Raw genomic sequence first — 15,918 nt, 5'->3', positions numbered from 1 at the left:
CAGAAAATCAGGCTTCTGCGATAACTTCGTCAGCCTGCATGCCTTTCTGGCCTTGCACTGCAACGAAGGTCACTTTCTGGCCTTCTTTCAGGCTCTTGAAGCCGTTGCCCTGAATGGCACGGAAATGCACGAACAGATCCGGACCGCTTTCTGGAGTGATAAAACCAAAACCTTTCTCGTCGTTAAACCACTTGACGGTACCGCTCTGACGTTGGGACATTTCTTATTTCCTTTGACGCAAAAATTGATGACAGTCTCTTCCTCATGAAAGAGTACTGGGGCTGGTTGCAGGAGAGTAAGAAGACGTCGAACGGGATGTAGCTAACTTGTAGGCTACTGCCCAGGTCACGATTCCAAGCTGACCCATGCAAACACAGTGGACAAACTCTACGCCAACTACGGGAGGAAAAACAAGCCCCGTTAAGGCCCCGGGTTTCCTGCGCTTGCCGGCACTTTGGTAGGTCCACTAGACCGGCTTATACGATTAGCTCGTTCAATTGTTTTCGAACGTTATAAACCAAGTTCATATTCGAAACGAAAGTAAACTGAGTGCACTGTTTTATGGCGATTGCGTTACACATTAGTGCACGCATAACGCAATCGCGTTACTTATAGAAACAGTCAATCAACCGCGATAGTAGCGTTGTGGAACAAATGGCATTTTGCTTACAAGCAATGGCACCTTTTTCCCACGAACAATTGCCCAAACTGGCGTATCGAGTGCAACGTAGGCGCTGTCCAGGTAACCCATGGCCAACGGGCCGCCCAAGGTCGGGCCGAAGCCGCCGCTGCACACGCTGCCGACGATCTCGCCCGCTTCGTTGACGATCTCTGCACCTTCACGGACCGGCGTACGCTCTTGCGGCAGCAGGCCGACACGTTTGCGCTGAACACCATTGTGCTGTTGAGCGAAGACTTGCTCAGCGCCGGGGAAACCACCGGCGCGCGCACCGTCGGCACGCCGAGGCTTGGAGATTGCCCACAGCAGGCTGGCTTCGATCGGGGTGGTCTCGGTGTTCATGTCGTGGCCGTACAGGCACAGACCGGCTTCCAGGCGCAGCGAGTCACGGGCGCCGAGGCCGATGGCGGCGACTTCCGGTTCGGCCAGCAGGGCGCGGGCGAGTTTTTCCGCGTCGGCTGCCGGAACCGAGATTTCGAAACCGTCTTCACCGGTGTAGCCCGAACGGCTGACAAAGCAATCTACACCCAGCAGAGTCACGCGGGCGAATTGCATGAAAGTCATTTTCGCCACTTGCGGCGCCAGGCGTGCCAGTACGGTCACGGCGGCCGGGCCTTGCAGGGCGAGCAGGGCGCGTGCTTCGAAGAGCTCGGTAATGGTGCATTGATCGCCGATGTGTTTTTGCAGATGGGCCAGGTCCTGATCCTTGCACGCGGCGTTGACCACCAGGAACAGTTCGTCATTGCCCAGATTGGCAACCATCAGGTCATCGAGGATGCCGCCGGTTTCGTTGGTGAACATCGCGTAGCGCTGCATGCCCACTGGCAGGTCGATGATGTCCACCGGTACCAGGGTCTCCAGAGCTTTGGCGGCATTGGCGCCGGTCAGGCGGATCTGGCCCATGTGCGAGACATCGAACAGCCCGGCCTGCTCACGGGTGTGCTGGTGTTCTTTCATCACGCCCAGCGGGTATTGCACCGGCATGTCGTAGCCGGCAAACGGCACCATGCGGGCGCCGAGTTCGATGTGCAGAGCGTGCAGCGGGGTTTTCGACAGTTGTTCGGTGGACATGCGTGACTCCTTGATTCACACCAACCCTATCCCGGAGGGAGAGGGAGCTCATTACGACCCTCTCCCGTCGGGAGAGGAAATTTATTCATCCCTTTCCCATAGGGAGAGGGCGTCTGTCAGCACTCGATAATGTTGACCGCCAGACCGCCACGGGCGGTCTCCTTGTATTTGCTTTTCATGTCGGCGCCGGTCTGGCGCATGGTGCGGATGACCTTGTCGAGGGAGACGAAGTGCTGCCCGTCTCCGCGCATGGCCATGCGCACGGCATTGATCGCCTTGACCGAGCCCATGGCGTTGCGCTCGATACACGGCACTTGCACCAGTCCGCCAATCGGGTCGCAGGTCAGGCCGAGGTTGTGTTCCATGCCGATTTCGGCAGCGTTTTCCACTTGCTGCACGCTGCCGCCGAGCACTTCGCACAACGCGCCGGCCGCCATCGAACAGGCCACACCGACCTCGCCCTGACAGCCGACTTCGGCGCCGGAAATCGAGGCGTTTTCCTTGTACAGAATGCCGATGGCCGCCGCAGTCAGCAGGAAGCGCACCACGCCGTCATCGTTCGCGCCGGGAATGAAGCGCATGTAGTAATGCAATACGGCGGGAATAATCCCCGCCGCGCCGTTGGTCGGTGCCGTAACCACGCGCCCGCCATTGGCGTTTTCTTCGTTGACGGCGAGGGCGTAGAGGTTGACCCAGTCCAGCACCGACAGCGGGTCGCGCAGCGACGATTCCGGGTTCTTGCACAGTTGCCGGTGCAGCGCCGCCGCCCTCCGCTTGACCTTCAGGCCGCCTGGCAGGATGCCTTCGTTGCGACAGCCGGCAGCCACGCAGTCCTGCATCACTTGCCAGATCTTCAGCAGACCGGCGCGGGTTTCCGCTTCCGGGCGCCAGGCGCTTTCGTTGGTCAGCATCACCTGGCTGATCGACAGGCCATAGGTGGTGCAGTGACCGAGCAAGTCCTTGGCACTTTTGAACGGGAAGGTCAGCGGGGTGGCGTCCTCGACGATGCGGTCGGCACCGGCCGCATCTTCGTCGACCACAAAACCACCGCCGACCGAGTAGTACTCGCGGCTGCGGATCTGCAATCCCGCCGCATCGAAGGCACGGAAAATCATGCCGTTGGGGTGATAGGCCAACGGTTTGCGGATCATTGCCAGATGTTCTTTCTCGTTGAACGCAATGCTGTGTTCGCCGAGCAGGTTCAAACGCCCGTTGCCACGAATCTGCGTGAGACGTGCGGCGACGGTTTCAGTATCCACGGTGTCCGGGTGTTCACCTTCCAGGCCCAGCAGCACGGCCTTGTCGCTGCCGTGACCCTTGCCGGTGGCGCCGAGGGATCCATACAACTCGACCCTGACGCTGGTAGTGGCCGACAACAGGTTTTCCCGACGCAGGCCTTCGACGAAACGCGCAGCTGCGCGCATCGGGCCGACGGTGTGGGAGCTGGAGGGGCCGATGCCAATCTTGAACAGGTCGAACACGCTTAACGACATGGTTGTTCTCCGGTTTCTTGTTATAGGCACATCAGGCTCGCATGAAAGGGGCGGGCGAACCCGCCCCCTCACAGGTCAAGCGTAGCTTTCGATCGACGGGCAGGCGCAGACCAGGTTACGGTCGCCGAACACGTTGTCGACGCGACCGACCGGCGGCCAGTACTTGCCTTCGATCAACGACGCCACCGGGTACACCGCTTGTTCGCGGCTGTACGGGTGAGTCCACTCGCCAACCAGCTCTGCAGCGGTGTGCGGCGCGTTCTTCAGCGGGTTGTCGTCCTTGTCCAGAGTGCCGTTTTCCACTGCGCGGATTTCTTCGCGGATGCGGATCATGGCGTCGCAGAAGCGGTCCAGTTCTTCCTTGGATTCACTTTCGGTCGGCTCGATCATCAGCGTGCCGGCCACCGGGAACGACATGGTCGGGGCGTGGAAGCCGAAGTCGATCAGGCGCTTGGCGACGTCATCGACGCTGATGCCGCTGCTGTCTTTCAATGGACGCAGATCCAGGATGCACTCGTGCGCCACCAGACCGTTGCTGCCGGTGTACAGCACCGGGTAGTGCTCTTCCAGGCGACGGGAAATGTAGTTGGCATTGAGGATCGCCAGTTGCGAAGCGCGCTTGAGACCTGCGCCACCCATCATGCGAATGTACATCCAGGTGATCGGCAGAATGCTCGCGCTGCCGAACGGTGCTGCGCAGACCGCGCCTTCCTTGCGTTCCATGTGGCCGTGGCCCGGCAGGAACGGAGTCAGGTGCGATTTCACGCCGATCGGGCCGACGCCCGGACCGCCACCGCCGTGCGGGATGCAGAAGGTTTTGTGCAGGTTCAGGTGCGACACGTCGCCGCCGAACTTGCCCGGTGCGCAGAGGCCGACCATCGCGTTCATGTTGGCGCCGTCGATGTACACCTGGCCGCCGTTGTCATGAATGATGCCGCAGATTTCGCGGATGCCTTCTTCGAATACGCCGTGAGTCGACGGGTAAGTGATCATCAGCGCGGCGAGGTGTTCGCGGTGCTCGATGGCCTTGGCGCGCAGGTCTTCGATGTCCACGTTGCCACGGGCGTCGCACGCGGTCACGACCACGCGCATGCCGGCCATGTTGGCGGTCGCCGGGTTGGTGCCGTGGGCGGACGACGGGATCAGGCAGATGTCGCGACGGTCTTCGCCACGGCTCTGGTGGTAGGCGCGGATTGCCAGCAGACCTGCGTACTCACCCTGGGAACCGGCGTTCGGTTGCAGGGAGATCGAGTCGTAACCGGTGGCGGCGCAGAGCATCGCTTCCAGTTCGTCGGTCAGTTGCTGGTAACCGGCGCTTTGCTCGGCCGGGGCGAACGGGTGCAGGGCGCCGAACTCGGCCCAGGTCACCGGAATCATTTCGCTGGCGGCGTTGAGTTTCATGGTGCACGAACCCAGCGGGATCATGGTGCGATCGAGGGCCAGGTCCTTGTCCGCCAGCTTGCGCAGGTAGCGCATCAGCTCGGTTTCCGAGTGATAACGGTTGAACACAGGGTGGCTGAGGATCGGTGACTGGCGAACCAGCGCGGCAGGAATGGTGCTTTGCGCGGCAGCGGCCAGAGCAGCGAAGTCCGGCAGGGTCTTGCCGTCGGCGAACAGGCCCCACAGGGTTTCGATATCAGCCTGGGTGGTGGTTTCGTCGACCGACAGGCCAAGACGCTGGGCATCGATCACGCGCAGGTTGATCTGTTGAGCGCGAGCCTTGTCGTGCAACGCAGCAGTTTGCGCGCCGGTGGCCAGGGTCAGGGTGTCGAAGAAGCTGGCTTGCTCGACGGTCACGCCCAGGGCGCTCAGGCCCTTGGCCAGGATCGCGGTCAGGTGATGCACACGGTTGGCGATCCGGGTCAGGCCTTTCGGGCCGTGGTACACGGCGTACATGCTGGCGATGTTGGCCAGCAGCACTTGTGCGGTGCAGATGTTCGACGTGGCCTTCTCGCGGCGGATATGTTGCTCGCGGGTCTGCATCGCCAGACGCAGGGCCGGCTTGCCGAAGCGGTCAACCGAGACACCGACCAGACGGCCCGGCATGTCGCGCTTGAACGCATCCTTGGTGGAGAAGTAAGCAGCGTGCGGGCCGCCGAAGCCCAGCGGTACGCCGAAGCGTTGGGCGCTGCCGATGGCCACGTCCGCGCCGAATTCGCCCGGTGGAGTCAGCAGGGTCAGGGCCAGCAGGTCGGCAGCCACGGCCACCAGAGCGTTGGCGGCGTGGAAGCGCTCGGTCAGTTCGCGGTAGTCGAACACATCACCGTTGCTGGCCGGGTATTGCAGCAGCGCGCCGAAGAAAGGCGTCACGTCGGTCAGTTCACGCTCATCGCCCACGACCACGTCGATGCCCAGTGGCTCGGCACGGGTGCGCAGCACGTCGAGGGTTTGCGGGTGGCTGTGGACCGAGGCGAAGAACTGGTGGCTGCCCTTGTTCTTGCTCAGGCGTTTGCAGAAGGTCATGGCTTCGGCAGCGGCGGTGGCTTCGTCGAGCAGGGAAGCGTTGGCGATCGGCAGACCGGTGAGGTCGCTGATCAGGGTCTGGAAGTTCAGCAGCGCTTCGAGACGGCCCTGGGAAATTTCTGGCTGATACGGGGTGTAAGCGGTGTACCAGGCCGGGTTTTCCAGCAGGTTGCGCAGGATCGGCGACGGCGTGTGGCAGTTGTAGTAGCCCTGACCGATGTAGGTCTTGAACAACTGGTTCTTGCCGGCGATGCCTTTGATCATTGCCAGGGCGTCGGCTTCGCTCAGGCCGTCGTCGAGGCCGAGCACGCTGGTGCCCTTGATGCTTTCCGGGATGACGCTGGCGCTCAGGGCTTCGAGCGAGTCGAAGCCGAGGCTGTTGAGCATGGCTTGCTCGTCACCGGCGCGCGGGCCGATGTGACGGGTGATGAATTCGTTGGCGGTGCCGAGATTAACTTGGGTCATGTCAGGTTCCTCAGGCTTCGGCTTGGGCTTTGATCAGGCGGTCGTAGGCGTCCTGATCCAGCAGCTTGGCGACGGCCGATGCGTCGGCCGGCTTGAAACGGAAGAACCAGCCTTCGCCCAGCGGATCTTCGTTGACCAGTTCAGGGCTGTCTTCCAGGGCCGGGTTGGTGGCCAGGACTTCACCGTCCAGTGGCATGTAAACGCCGCTGGCGGCTTTTACCGATTCCACGGTGGCGGCTTCGGCGCCTTTCTCGTACGCCTGCAATTCAGGCAGTTGCACGAACACCACGTCGCCCAGGGCGTTCTGCGCGAAAGCGGTGATGCCAACAGTGACAGAGCCATCGGCTTCGGCGCGCAGCCATTCGTGATCTTCAGTAAAACGCAACTCGCTCATGGAATCTCCTAGGGGCCAGACTCGTCTGGTGGACGCGGTGGAATACTCGGGCGGCAATGCCCTGATTTTATGAGCGGTTACTTAGCAAGAACGCGGCCAACGTAAAAATATCGTTATAAATCAATGAGTTGATATTTTTCCGAGAGGCTTTGAGGGTGGAGCTTGTAGCGAAATCGCTACAGCTCGGGGCGAAGAAAAAAGCTGAAGCGGATCAAAGCCTTGCACGGCGGTAATCGGAGGAGGGTGTAGCGATATCGTTCCGCTGTAGCGCTTTCAGTACAGATGGAGGTCGCTTTTGGGCTGGGACTCTCAACTGGATGGAGAGCCGGCTGGATGGAAAACCCTGTGGGAGCGAGCTTGCTCGCGATGAGGGCGTGTCAGTCGACAGCTTTTTGGATGTCGCACCGCCATCGCGAGCAAGCTCGCTCCCACAGGGGATTTGCGGTCAGATCAGGGTTTGTTGGGAATGCCGTATTTGCGCAATCGGTGGGCGATCGCGGTGTGCGAGGTCTGCAGGCGGCTGGCCAGTTGGCGGGTCGAGGGGTAGCTGACGTAGAGCTTTTCCAGCAAGGATTTCTCGAAAGCTTCCACGGCTTCTTCCAGGCTGTCGACGTCGCTGTCGGTCTGACGCGCCACGGAGGTGCCGGCGATGTCGAGGTCGCCGATGTCCACCAGACTGCTTTCGCAGATGGCCGCCGCGCGGAAGATCACGTTCTGCAATTGCCGCACGTTGCCCGGCCAGCGGTTGCCGAGCAGCGCCGGGTAAGTGCCCGGGGCGAGGCGGCAGACCGGGCGCTGGATCTGCGCGCAGGCCTGCTGCATGAAATAGCGCGCCAGCAGGAGAATGTCCTGGCCGCGTTCGCGCAGCGGCGGCACTTCGACGTTGAGCACGTTGAGGCGGTAGAACAGGTCTTCGCGGAACAGGCCTTCGCTGACCATTTTTTCCAGGTCGCGATGGGTCGCGCTGAGAATCCGCACGTTGACCTTTACTTCGCGATCACCCCCGACCCGGCGGAAGCTGCCGTCATTGAGGAAGCGCAGCAGCTTGGCCTGCAAGTACGGCGACATCTCGCCGATCTCATCGAGGAATACCGTGCCCTGGTTGGCCAGTTCCATCAGCCCCGGTTTACCGCCGCGTTGTGCACCAGTGAAGGCACCGGGGGCGTAGCCGAACAGTTCGCTCTCGGCGAGGTTCTCCGGCAGGGCCGCGCAGTTCAGCGCCAGAAACGGTGCGTTGTGCCGGGCGCTGATGGCGTGACAGGCGCGGGCCACCAGTTCCTTGCCGGTACCGGTTTCGCCCTGGATCAGCAGCGGTGCATCGAGGGCCGCGACGCGTTGCGCGCGGGCCTTGAGGGTACGGATCGGCGGGGATTCGCCGAGCAGCGCATCGAAACCTTCGGCATGGTCGTGGTGCAGCGCCGAGAGTTGTTCGCCGATGCGGTTCGGCTGATACAGGGTGAGCAGGGCGCCGGCGTCGGTGATCGGCGTGGCGTCCAGCAACAGGGTCTGGCCGTTGACGGTGATTTCCCGCAGCGGCAGGCGGAAGCCCTGCTCCAGCAACGTTTCCAGCAGGAGCGGATCATTGAACAGTTCCGAAACGCTTTCGCCTGCCGGCTCGCGGCCGTACAAGGCGATCAGCGCCGGGTTGGCCAGCAGCACCTTGCCGGCGCTGTCCAGTGCCAGTACCGGGTCGGTCATTGCCGCGAGCAAGGCGTCGAGCTGCAAGTGCCGGCGCTGGCCGGGGAGAATGTCGACCACGGTCACTGCTTCTACGCCACGCACGCGAAACAGCGCATCTTTCAGTTCTTCGAGCACTTGCGGGCTCAAGGTCGGGGCGTCGATGTAGACGTTGGGCGGGATCATCTCCACCGCATCCAGATTGAGATTGCGTCCGCCGAGGATCGCCAGGACTTCCTGGGTGATGCCGACGCGGTCGATGAAACTGACGTGGATACGCATGGGGTGGTTCTGGGTTCTGGAGTGCGGAGGGTGGCAAGTATGCCTTGGGGCGGGGAAATGGTGAAACCGGGCGCGTTCTTCCGCTGGCTACATACCCTTGTGGGAGCGAGCTTGCTCGCGAATGCGGTGTATCAGCAATGAAGATATGGACTGACAGAGCGCTTTCGCGAGCAAGCTCGCTCCCACAGGGGTATGGGGTGAGTTCGAGTCACTCGAAATGCTCGAGATTGACCGGATCCCCGGATTGCATGTTCAACTGCTTGCGGATGTCTTCAAACATCAGGTCGTAATGCTTGTGCACCGAGCCGAGCTGGCTGTGGCTCTTGGGGATGCCGTATTTTTCGGCGATCTGCGTCACGTTGCGGGCGAAGTTGTAGGCTTCCTCCTTGGGCAGAAAGAACGGTTCGTTGACCTCTTTGCCCTGCATGCTGCCGTGAAGGGTGAACTGTATCCCTTTGCCTTTCTGAGGGTCGGTGAACACTTCATAGTCGAGGTGCACGTTGTAATTGACGTCATCGTCAGTCAACGCATGCCGCTCAATATGCAAATGACCGGGTTCGAACTGGGCCATGGTTTTCTCCTTTCAAGGCATGGGAGAAGGGCAGACCTGAGGTCTGCCCCCGGAGTTTCTTTTTATCGATAGGTGATGCCCGGCGCTGCCGTGCTGACCCGCGTACCGGCGGTGCCCTGGACGATGGCTTCGATGTCCGAGAGCGAACCGATCACCGCGACCTTGCCAGTATGGCGCGCAAATTCGCAAGCTGCCTGCACCTTCGGCCCCATGGAACCGGCGGCGAAACCCAGGCGGTCGAGTTCGTCCGGATGGGCCTGGGCGATGGCTTTCTCGGTCGGTTTCTTGAAGTCGACGTACGCCGCGTTGACGTCGGTGGCGATCACCAGCAAGTCCGCCTCCAATTGTTCGGCCAGCAGCGCCGAGCACAGGTCCTTGTCGATCACCGCTTCGATGCCTTGCAGCTTGCCGTGAGCGCCATACATGGTCGGAATGCCGCCACCGCCGGCGCAGATCACGATGCTGCCCTTGTCCAGCAGCCATTTGATCGGGCGAATTTCGAAGATGCGCTTGGGTTTCGGGCTGGCCACCACGCGACGGTATTTGTCACCGTCGGCCTTGACCACCCAGCCTTTCTCTTGGGCCAGGCGCTCGGCTTCTTCTTTGGCATAGACCGGGCCGATGAATTTGGTCGGGTCTTTGAAAGCCGGATCTTTGGGATCGACTTCGACCTGGGTGAGCAGGGTGGCGAACGGCACTTCGAAGTCCAGCAGATTGCCCAGTTCCTGTTCGATGATGTAACCGATCATGCCTTCGGTTTCGGCACCGAGCACGTCCAGAGGGTAGGCTTCATCGGGTTTATAGGAGAGGCCCTGCAGCGACAGCAGGCCGACTTGCGGGCCATTGCCGTGGGCGATGACCAGTTGATTGCCGGAGTGAATCTTGGCGATTTGCTCGGTGGCGATGCGGATGTTGGCGCGCTGGTTGTCAGCGGTCATCGGCTCACCACGGCGGAGCAGGGCGTTACCGCCCAGAGCTACGACGATACGCATGGTGCATGTCCTTTTCGTGTTGATCGCTGATCGTTCCCACGCTCCCGCGTGGGAATGCATCCCGTGACGCTCTGCGTCACAGCGGACGCGGAGCGTGGGAACGATCAGTGCCAAAGCCGGGTTACAGATCAGCCAGAGTCGACACCAGAATCGCCTTGATGGTGTGCATGCGGTTTTCCGCTTGCTCGAAGGCGATGCAGGCCGGCGACTCGAACACGTCGTCGGTCACTTCGATGCCGTTGGCCAGGTGCGGATACTGCTCGGCGATCTGTTTGCCGACCTTGGTATCGCTGTTGTGGAACGCCGGCAGGCAGTGCATGAACTTGGTGCGCGGGTTGCCGGTGGCTTTCATCAGCTCGGCGTTGACCTGATACGGCAGCAGTTGCTTGATCCGCTCGGCCCAGGCTTCAACCGGCTCGCCCATCGATACCCAGACGTCGGTGTGGATGAAATCCACGCCCTTGACCGCCGCTTTCGGGTCTTCGGTCAGGGTGATGCGAGCGCCGCTTTCTTCTGCGTATTGCTTGCAGCGATCGACCAGGTCATCGTGCGGCCACAGGGCTTTCGGCGCGCAGATGCGCACGTCCATACCCAGTTTGGAGCCGACCAGCAGCAGCGAGTTGCCCATGTTGTTGCGCGCGTCGCCCAGGTAGGCATAGCTGATTTCGTGGATCGGCTTGTCGGCGTGCTCACGCATGGTCAGCACGTCGGCGATCATCTGGGTCGGGTGATATTCATCGGTCAGGCCGTTGAACACCGGCACGCCAGCGAACTTGGCCAGTTCTTCGACGATTTCCTGCTTGAAGCCACGGTACTCGATGGCGTCGTACATGCGACCCAGCACGCGGGCTGTGTCCTTCATGCTTTCCTTGTGGCCGATCTGCGAAGAGTTCGGATCGATGTAGGTGACGTTGGCGCCCTGGTCATAGGCGGCGACTTCGAACGCGCAGCGGGTGCGGGTCGAGGTTTTTTCGAAGATCAGGGCAATGTTGTTGCCCTTGAGGTGTTGCTGCTCGGTGCCGGTGTACTTGGCGCGCTTGAGGTCGCGGGACAGGTCGAGCAGGTAGCGCAGCTCACGTGGGGTGTGGTGTTCCAGGCTGAGCAGGTTACGGTTGTGAATGTTGAACGCCATGATGATTCTCCTTGGATTCGGTAATCGGCCCGGCCGCGACAGGGTCAGTGCGGCCGGGGAGATGGTCGTTTAGTAGTCGATTGGGTCGCGCACGATCGGGCAGGTCATGCAGTGGCCGCCGCCACGGCCACGGCCAAGTTCGCCGGCGCTGATGGTGATGACCTCGACCCCGGCCTTGCGCAGCAGGGTGTTGGTGTAGGTGTTGCGGTCGTAGCCGATAACGACCCCAGGTTCCAGAGCCACCACGTTGTTGCCGTCATCCCATTGCTCGCGCTCGGCGGCGAAGCTGTTGCCGCCGGTTTCCACGACGCGCAGGTTCGGCAGGTTCAGCGAGTTGGCCACGACTTCGAGGAACGTTTTGTTCTCCCGTCGTACGTCCAGACCGTAAGGTTTGCTTTCGTCAGGACGGATGATGAACGGCACGATTTCCTTGACCACTTCCGGGAAGACCGTCACCAGGTCGCGGTCGCAGAAGCTGAACACGGTATCCAGGTGCATTGCCGCGCGGGATTTCGGCAGGCCGGCGACCACGACTTTGTCGGCCGCGCCTTTGGCGAACAGCGATTGGGCCAGTTGACCGATGGCCTGGCGCGAGGAGCGCTCGCCCATGCCGATCAACACCACGCCGTTGCCGATCGGCATCACGTCGCCGCCCTCGAGAGTGGCTTTGCCGTGGTCCTTGTCCGGATCGCCGTACCAGACTTCGAAGTCGGCACCGGTGAAGTCGGGGTGAAACTTGTAGATGGCGGTGGTCAACAGGGTTTCCTGGCGACGGGCCGGCCAGTACATCGGGTTGAGCGTCACGCCGCCGTAGATCCAGCAAGTGGTGTCGCGGGTGAACTGGGTGTTGGGCAGCGGGTCGAGCAGGAAGCTGGAATGGCCCAGGTAGTCGCGATACATCTTGATCACGCTGGCGCCTTCGCTGTCCGGCAGATCTTCGCCGGCGACGCCACCAATCAGGAACTCGGCGAGCTTGCGTGGCTCCAGGCCTTCGAGCCAGCTGCGCACTTCGTTGGTCAGGCCGACGCCGACGGTGTCGGGGGTGATCTTGCGATCCAGAATCCATTTCAGCGCTTCGGGGTTGCCGACGATGTCGGTCAGCAGGTTGTGCATTTCCAGCACTTCGATCCCGCGCTCGCGCATTTTGGTGACGAAGTCGAAGTGGTCGCGCTTGGCCTGATTGACCCAGATGACGTCGTCGAACAGCAGTTCGTCGCAGTTGCTCGGGGTCAGCCGCTGATGGGCCAGACCTGGGGAGCAAACCATGACTTTGCGCAGTTTGCCGGCTTCGGAGTGGACGCCGTACTTAACTTTTTCCGTGGTCATTTCAGTGATCCTCCAGAGAGAAAACGTTGGGCAATTACAGAGTCAGGAAGCCGTCGTACAGTCCGTAGGCGGCCACGAGGGCACCCACGACCACTGCGGCGAAAATCAGCTTCTCGACGTTGGTGAAAACCGGTTGATTGAGTTCGAGCTTGGCCTTGGCGAACAGGATCGCGCCCGGGGCATAGAGCAGGGCCGACAGCAGCAGGTACTTCACGCCGCCGGCGTAGAGCAGCCAGATCGCGTAGATCAGGGCGATGGCACCGATGATCAGATCCTTGCGCCGTTCGGCCGCGAAGCCTTCGTAGCTTTCGCCGCGCACCGCCAGTAGCAGGGCGTAGGCCGCCGACCACAGGTACGGCACCAGAATCATCGAAGTGGCGAGGTAGATCAGCGACAGGTAAGTGCTGGCCGAGAACAGGGTGATGATCAGGAACAGCTGCACCATCGCGTTGGTCAGCCACAGGGCGTTGACCGGCACTTGGTTGGCGTTCTCCTTGCGCAGGAACTCCGGCATGGTGTGGTCTTTGGCGGCGGCGAACATGATCTCCGCACACAACAGCACCCACGACAGCAACGCTCCCAGCAGCGAGATGACCAGACCGACGCTGATCAGCACCGCGCCCCAGTGACCGACCACATGTTCCAGCACGGCGGCCATCGACGGGTTCTGCAGTTTGGCCAGTTCCGGCTGAGTCATGATGCCCAGCGACAGCACGTTCACCAGCACCAGGAACAGCAACACGGTGATGAAGCCGAGCACGGTCGCCTTGCCGACGTCCGAACGTTTTTCCGCCCGGGCCGAGAAGATGCTCGCGCCTTCGATGCCGATGAACACCCACACGGTGACCAGCATCATGTTGCGCACCTGGTTCATCACGCTGCCCAGGTCCGGGTTCTTCGCACCCCAGATGTCGGCGGTGAAGATGTCCAGTTTGAAGGCGAAGAGCGCGATCAAGACGAACAGCAGCAGCGGCACGACCTTGGCGACAGTGGTCACGAGGTTGATGAACGCCGCTTCCTTGATCCCGCGCAGCACCAGAAAGTGCACGGCCCATAGCAGGACAGAGGCGCCGATCACGGCGGCAACAGTGTTGCCTTCCCCGAAAATCGGAAAAAAATAACCGAGGGTACTGAACAGCAGAACGAAATAACCGACGTTACCCAGCCAGGCACTGATCCAGTAGCCCCAGGCCGAAGAGAAACCCATGTAGTCGCCGAAACCGGCCTTGGCGTAGGCGTAGACACCGCCATCAAGGTCAGGCTTTCGGTTGGCGAGGGTCTGGAAGACAAAAGCGAGGGTGAGCATGCCGACGGCAGTGATGGCCCAGCCAATCAATACCGCGCCGACGTCGGCGCTGGCGGCCATGTTTTGTGGCAAAGAGAATATCCCGCCACCGATCATTGAACCGACTACCAATGCAACCAGTGCACCTAGTCGTAGTTTTCCGGGAGCTTCAGACATTGCATGACTCCATTGCAGGAGAGAAGAGTTCACAGCGTAGTTCTGTTGGCTTTTCAAACAGCTGACTTAGATCAGTGCATAGTCACATTCCATTGTTAATGAATGACTTATGAAACGTCTGGAGGCATAAGGCTATTTTCTGGAAGGCCCGTCCTAGAGGCCTTTGTCCGAAGTGGTTAAGAATGGATCCTATTACTTTCGAATTATCACGCTAGTTCCTTTTCAGGTTTTGGCAAATTTTTCATCGCTGTTTTCAGTACAGAATTGATTTATCAGGATTCGCGCACAAAACTAACTGAACGTGCTATGCGTTAGTGCCGATGGCTATATATAACGGGTGTTGATTGGCGTTATTCAATAAACGTCATTACGCTTTATCCATTTAGTTAAAAGCCGGTTGCATAACGGTTTCGCGGCAGTTGCCGCTCTGGAACTTGGAGACGCTGGAATGTCGCAACCGACGCAAAAGCTACGCCTTGGCGCACTGATCGCCCTGGTGGTGGGGTCGATGATTGGCGGGGGGATTTTCTCCCTGCCGCAGAACATGGCGGCCCGGGCCGATGCCGGGGCCATCCTGATCGGCTGGGGGATCACGGCGATCGGCATGCTCACCCTGGCCTTCGTGTTCCAGACCCTGGCCAACCGCAAACCGGAACTGGACTCCGGCGTCTATGCCTACGCCAAGGCCGGGTTCGGCGATTACATGGGCTTTTCTTCGGCGTGGGGTTACTGGATCAGCGCCTGGCTGGGCAACGTCGGGTATTTCGTGTTGCTGTTCAGCACCCTCGGCTACTTCTTTCCGGTGTTCGGCCAGGGCAACACGCCAACTGCCATCGGTTGTGCCTCGGTGTTGCTGTGGGCCGTGCACTTTCTGGTGATGCGCGGGATCAAGGAAGCAGCGCTGATCAATCAGTTGACCACCGTGGCCAAGATCATTCCGTTGATCATGTTTGTGATCATCGCCGCCGTGGCGTTCAAGGCCGACGTTTTTACCCGCGATATCTGGGGCCGCAGCAATCCGAATTTCGGCGGCGTGATGGATCAGGTGCGCAACATGATGCTGGTCACCGTGTTTGTATTTATCGGTATCGAAGGCGCGAGCGTTTACTCGGCGCGGGCGGAGAAACGCACGGACGTCGGCCGCGCCACGGTGATCGGTTTCCTCGGTGTGCTGGCGCTGCTGGTGCTGGTCAATGTGTTGTCGCTGGGGATCATGAGTCAGCCGGAGCTGGCGATCTTGCAGAACCCGTCGCTGGCCGCCGTGCTGGAACACATCGTCGGACCATGGGGCGCGTTGCTGATCAGCGTGGGCCTGGCCATTTCGTTGCTCGGTGCGTTGTTGTCGTGGGCGCTGTTGTGCGCGGAGATCCTGTTCGCCACCGCCAGGGACAATACGATGCCGGCGTTCCTGAAAAAGGAAAACGCCAACCATGTGCCGGTCAACGCGTTGTGGCTGACCAACGTGATGATCCAGATTTTCCTGCTGATCACGCTGTTTTCCGCCGGCACTTACACCAGCCTGATCTACCTCGCCTCGTCGATGATTCTGGTGCCGTATCTGTGGTCGGCGGCCTACGCCGTGTTGCTCAGCGGACGGGGTGAAACCTATGAACATGCCTCCGCCGAACGCACCAAGGATCTGCTGATCGGCGGCATCGCGCTGTGTTATGCGGTGTGGCTGTTATATGCCGGCGGGGTGAAATACCTGCTGCTGTCGGCGCTGCTGTATGCGCCGGGAGTGATCCTGTTCGCCAAGGCCAAACATGAGCAGGGCGAGCCACTGTTCACCACGCTCGAGAAAGGGATTTTCACCTGCGTCATCGCCGGGGCCGGGCTTGCGGCCTACGGGTTGTACAGCGGCGTGTTGTCACTGTGAGATTGCGACTGCGGCGGGATGCGGCGCAGGTGCTG

General features: G+C 60.7%; 12 protein-coding genes. 1 reads left to right on the top strand and 11 read right to left on the bottom strand.

Annotated features, from left to right (window positions below):
* Positions 1 to 7: 7 nt before the first annotated feature.
* The 11 genes from CAF79_RS06690 to arcD (CAF79_RS06640) all read right to left on the bottom strand — a co-directional run bounded on the left by CAF79_RS06690 (position 8) and on the right by arcD (CAF79_RS06640) (position 14,007).
* Positions 8 to 220, bottom strand: coding sequence for a cold-shock protein (locus CAF79_RS06690; protein WP_011335634.1), 213 nt, complete (start codon positions 218 to 220; stop codon positions 8 to 10).
* A gap of 405 nt (positions 221 to 625) precedes the next feature.
* Positions 626 to 1,750, bottom strand: coding sequence for a glycine cleavage system aminomethyltransferase GcvT (gene gcvT, locus CAF79_RS06685; protein ID WP_085697166.1), 1,125 nt, complete (start codon positions 1,748 to 1,750; stop codon positions 626 to 628).
* Positions 1,751 to 1,866: 116 nt separating this feature from the next.
* A complete protein-coding gene (locus CAF79_RS06680; RefSeq protein ID WP_085697165.1) occupies positions 1,867 to 3,243 on the bottom strand; it encodes an L-serine ammonia-lyase in 1,377 nt (458 codons plus the stop codon).
* A 75-nt stretch (positions 3,244 to 3,318) separates the two neighbouring features.
* Positions 3,319 to 6,171, bottom strand: a complete 2,853-nt coding sequence (gene gcvP, locus CAF79_RS06675; protein WP_085697164.1) for an aminomethyl-transferring glycine dehydrogenase — start codon at positions 6,169 to 6,171, stop codon at positions 3,319 to 3,321.
* A 10-nt stretch (positions 6,172 to 6,181) separates the two neighbouring features.
* Positions 6,182 to 6,565: a glycine cleavage system protein GcvH gene (gene gcvH, locus CAF79_RS06670; protein WP_007951190.1), complete on the bottom strand. Its 384-nt coding sequence runs from the start codon at positions 6,563 to 6,565 to the stop codon at positions 6,182 to 6,184.
* Between the two features lie 450 nt (positions 6,566 to 7,015).
* Positions 7,016 to 8,524: a sigma-54-dependent transcriptional regulator gene (locus CAF79_RS06665; protein ID WP_085697163.1), complete on the bottom strand. Its 1,509-nt coding sequence runs from the start codon at positions 8,522 to 8,524 to the stop codon at positions 7,016 to 7,018.
* Positions 8,525 to 8,732: 208 nt separating this feature from the next.
* Positions 8,733 to 9,095, bottom strand: a complete 363-nt coding sequence (locus CAF79_RS06660) for a DUF5064 family protein (protein ID WP_085697162.1) — start codon at positions 9,093 to 9,095, stop codon at positions 8,733 to 8,735.
* Between the two features lie 62 nt (positions 9,096 to 9,157).
* On the bottom strand, positions 9,158 to 10,087 hold the full coding sequence (gene arcC / locus CAF79_RS06655) for a carbamate kinase (protein ID WP_085697161.1): 930 nt from the start codon (positions 10,085 to 10,087) through the stop codon (positions 9,158 to 9,160).
* A 121-nt stretch (positions 10,088 to 10,208) separates the two neighbouring features.
* Positions 10,209 to 11,219, bottom strand: a complete 1,011-nt coding sequence (locus CAF79_RS06650) for an ornithine carbamoyltransferase (protein ID WP_085697160.1) — start codon at positions 11,217 to 11,219, stop codon at positions 10,209 to 10,211.
* A gap of 69 nt (positions 11,220 to 11,288) precedes the next feature.
* Positions 11,289 to 12,545, bottom strand: coding sequence for an arginine deiminase (gene arcA / locus CAF79_RS06645; protein WP_085697159.1), 1,257 nt, complete (start codon positions 12,543 to 12,545; stop codon positions 11,289 to 11,291).
* A gap of 34 nt (positions 12,546 to 12,579) precedes the next feature.
* The gene (gene arcD, locus CAF79_RS06640) at positions 12,580 to 14,007 is read right to left on the bottom strand and encodes an arginine-ornithine antiporter (RefSeq protein ID WP_085697158.1); all 1,428 of its coding nucleotides are present in this window, start codon (positions 14,005 to 14,007) and stop codon (positions 12,580 to 12,582) included.
* Between the two features lie 448 nt (positions 14,008 to 14,455).
* Between arcD (CAF79_RS06640) and arcD (CAF79_RS06635) the strand changes: the two genes are divergently transcribed.
* Positions 14,456 to 15,883, top strand: a complete 1,428-nt coding sequence (gene arcD, locus CAF79_RS06635) for an arginine-ornithine antiporter (RefSeq protein WP_085697157.1) — start codon at positions 14,456 to 14,458, stop codon at positions 15,881 to 15,883.
* Positions 15,884 to 15,918 lie beyond the last annotated feature (35 nt).

This window comes from Pseudomonas sp. B26(2017) (assembly GCF_002113045.1).
Taxonomy (GTDB): Bacteria; Pseudomonadota; Gammaproteobacteria; order Pseudomonadales; family Pseudomonadaceae; genus Aquipseudomonas.
Note: the sequence above shows the minus strand (reverse complement) of the source record. Positions and strands in the feature narration are given on the sequence as shown.

Excerpts from the sequence above, each read along its gene's own strand:
- CAF79_RS06650 (WP_085697160.1), bottom strand. The coding sequence starts at position 11,219 with ATGGCGTTCAACATTCACAACCGTAACCTGCTCAGCCTGGAACACCAC.
- arcD (WP_085697157.1), top strand. The coding sequence starts at position 14,456 with ATGTCGCAACCGACGCAAAAGCTACGCCTTGGCGCACTGATCGCCCTG.
- arcC (WP_085697161.1), bottom strand. The coding sequence starts at position 10,087 with ATGCGTATCGTCGTAGCTCTGGGCGGTAACGCCCTGCTCCGCCGTGGT.
- CAF79_RS06660 (WP_085697162.1), bottom strand. The coding sequence starts at position 9,095 with ATGGCCCAGTTCGAACCCGGTCATTTGCATATTGAGCGGCATGCGTTG.
- gcvH (WP_007951190.1), bottom strand. The coding sequence starts at position 6,565 with ATGAGCGAGTTGCGTTTTACTGAAGATCACGAATGGCTGCGCGCCGAA.
- arcD (WP_085697158.1), bottom strand. The coding sequence starts at position 14,007 with ATGTCTGAAGCTCCCGGAAAACTACGACTAGGTGCACTGGTTGCATTG.
- CAF79_RS06680 (WP_085697165.1), bottom strand. The coding sequence starts at position 3,243 with ATGTCGTTAAGCGTGTTCGACCTGTTCAAGATTGGCATCGGCCCCTCC.
- gcvT (WP_085697166.1), bottom strand. The coding sequence starts at position 1,750 with ATGTCCACCGAACAACTGTCGAAAACCCCGCTGCACGCTCTGCACATC.
- gcvP (WP_085697164.1), bottom strand. The coding sequence starts at position 6,171 with ATGACCCAAGTTAATCTCGGCACCGCCAACGAATTCATCACCCGTCAC.
- CAF79_RS06665 (WP_085697163.1), bottom strand. The coding sequence starts at position 8,524 with ATGCGTATCCACGTCAGTTTCATCGACCGCGTCGGCATCACCCAGGAA.
- CAF79_RS06690 (WP_011335634.1), bottom strand. The coding sequence starts at position 220 with ATGTCCCAACGTCAGAGCGGTACCGTCAAGTGGTTTAACGACGAGAAA.
- arcA (WP_085697159.1), bottom strand. The coding sequence starts at position 12,545 with ATGACCACGGAAAAAGTTAAGTACGGCGTCCACTCCGAAGCCGGCAAA.